This is a genomic window from Candidatus Omnitrophota bacterium (assembly GCA_040755155.1).
In the GTDB taxonomy this organism is placed as follows: Bacteria; Hinthialibacterota; Hinthialibacteria; order Hinthialibacterales; family Hinthialibacteraceae; genus JBFMBP01.
Genome location: JBFMBP010000142.1, coordinates 11610 through 13760, shown reverse-complemented (window position 1 = coordinate 13760; position 2151 = coordinate 11610). Strand labels below are relative to the sequence as shown.

The window sequence follows — 2151 nt, the reverse complement described above, 5'->3', positions numbered from 1 at the left end:
TTCATAAAGTTCTGCCAAATCAATGCTTAGCATTACCTTATGACCGCGGATCATAAATATGCGTTTCTCGATACGCTCGACGATAATTATTGGATTATCAGGTTTCATATCGATCCAATTTCTTGTTAAAGGTCACAATTTGTGACTTCAAGACACTGCGTCATTGGAGATGAGGGGCGGTTTCGATGAGAGGCCGCCCCTTTGGCGTCGATTAGAGGTAATGCGATGTCAAGCGATTTGGCGTTGCGGTAATTCAGGCTCAATGTAGAGGCAGTGGGACGTCGGTTCCGGAATCGTCTCGTTATGCAATTTCATTCCTTCCAGGTGAAATTCGATGGCCGATTTCATCAATTGCGTTGTTTCTTCCAGAGTATCGCCGACGGCTACGCAACCGGGAAGGTCAGGCGCGTAGGCTCCGAAGCCGTTGGAAGATTTTTCGATAACGATAGCGTATTTCATTTTCGCTTTCTCCAATCGATTTGGGCTTGTCTAAAGACGCTGCGCAACAAGCCGATTTCCATCTCTATGGATTCTTTGCCTACAACCGTCACGGTTCCTTTTTTTATTGAATGGACGAATTGCCGGTGGCTTCCGCGAATTCGATCCAGTTGCCATCCGTCCGCTTCGAGAATTTTGATCACGTCGCGTACTTTCATTCTATCACGATTATTCTTCTTTTGCGCCGAAGGTTGGGCGCGATGTCAGGCGGCGAAGAAATGAATTTTTCCGGCCAATTTATCGAGACCGCCTTGGGCTTCGGCGACGTTTTGTATCGCCATCATCAGCAGTTCGATATGGCCATCTTCCAGGGCGGCGTTCAAATAAGCCGCCGCTTCTTGCGGGTTCCGAAGGTCCTCGATGAGTAGAGAGTGATAGTCAACAAAAGGAGGGATGCTCATGGCTTTGTTTTTTATAATCCTCCCCAAAATTCTTGCGCTTTTTTAATATCTTTTTTCTGGCTGCTCTTAACGCCGCCACACAAGAGGATAATAAACCGATTGCCTTCGTTTCCAAAGTATATCCGAAAACCGGGACCTATGTGAATCCTGAGTTCGTGAATGCCGCCGCTCACAGAATGACAATCTCCGATGTTTCCAATGCGAGCATTAATATCAGTTATTATTCTCCATTAGAAACGGCGCTAGTTTCCATGAATTCGTCAGCTCCGAGATCGGGTTTTTCTCCGCGCGGCTCTCCGTCGATATCCGTTGGAACATCGGGCAGGCTTTCCGCTTGACCTGCGGCGTTGGGCGGTATTGTTTTCCAATGCAGGTTGCCGTTTTGGGGATCGGCGAAATAGGGAGTGAGGATTTTAGCGAGATTGTTTTTCAGAACGAGCCGGCTGGTGGATTCGATCTGCAGCTCCGGGCCGCTGAGAACGTTGTTGGCGGCGAATAAACCCTCATTACTGTGAACAATGCGGATGAGGCGCTGCAGGCGGCTGCCTGGATCATGAATCGTGTTATTGACGATGCGGCATTCTTTTGTGTAGTCGGCCACGATGCCCGATTCCGGCGTATTGGTTATGAAATTATTGCGTACGGTAAAACGCGAGCAATGTACGCGGCTTTGTCCCTCGCCGATGCCGCTGGAGTTTCCCAGCGCAATGCCAACGTCGCAATTCAGAATGATATTGCCGTCGATGAGGCAATCCTCGCCTTCATGCCAGAGGAAGACGCAGCCCCGGCCTTCGCGGGTGCGCCCTTGGATGCCGATGAAGACGTTATGACGAATGATCCAATTCTTGGCGTACATGATATCGATGCCGCCGATGTAATTGCCATTGAAATTAGTGGGAACGTCCGCCGGGTCATCGGAAAATTGCTTGGCATGGTCATTGTAAAATAGGCAATATTCCACAATGCAATCTTTGGGGCGATATTCCTCCAATTTATCCAAAGGAACTTTCACGCCCTTAACGCCGCGCTGCCAAATATTATGAATGATACAGTTATGGATAATAACTTTTTGCACATTGGAATCGGAATTGATTTTGAAGCCGTTCCATTTGATATTCTGTATTGTTAAATCGGCGATAGTAACGCCGGAGCAACGGCGCAGGCCGACAAGTTCGCCATGATCGCTCTTGGCGCCGTCGAGTACGACGTTCTCGCGCCGTCCGGACGCGCTGCGCAGCGTTACATTATCCTT

At 49.0% G+C, this 2151-nt stretch carries 5 protein-coding genes; all 5 read right to left on the bottom strand.

Annotation, left to right across the window (positions count from 1 at the left end; translation table 11 throughout):
* Window positions 1-228: 228 nt before the first annotated feature.
* Complete coding sequence (locus AB1656_21535; GenBank protein MEW6237980.1) at window positions 229-459, bottom strand: type II toxin-antitoxin system HicB family antitoxin; 231 nt, start codon at window positions 457-459, stop codon at window positions 229-231.
* On the bottom strand, window positions 456-656 hold the full coding sequence (locus tag AB1656_21530) for a type II toxin-antitoxin system HicA family toxin (GenBank protein MEW6237979.1): 201 nt from the start codon (window positions 654-656) through the stop codon (window positions 456-458). The genes AB1656_21535 and AB1656_21530 overlap by 4 nt, the downstream gene beginning before the upstream one ends.
* Before the next feature lie 45 nt (window positions 657-701).
* On the bottom strand, window positions 702-899 hold the full coding sequence (locus AB1656_21525) for a hypothetical protein (protein ID MEW6237978.1): 198 nt from the start codon (window positions 897-899) through the stop codon (window positions 702-704).
* Between the two features lie 11 nt (window positions 900-910).
* Window positions 911-1072, bottom strand: a complete 162-nt coding sequence (locus AB1656_21520; protein MEW6237977.1) for a type II toxin-antitoxin system RelE/ParE family toxin — start codon at window positions 1070-1072, stop codon at window positions 911-913.
* A 47-nt stretch (window positions 1073-1119) separates the two neighbouring features.
* Window positions 1120-2151, bottom strand: a 1032-nt coding sequence (locus AB1656_21515) for a right-handed parallel beta-helix repeat-containing protein (GenBank protein ID MEW6237976.1), incomplete at its 5' end; no start/stop codon positions are given.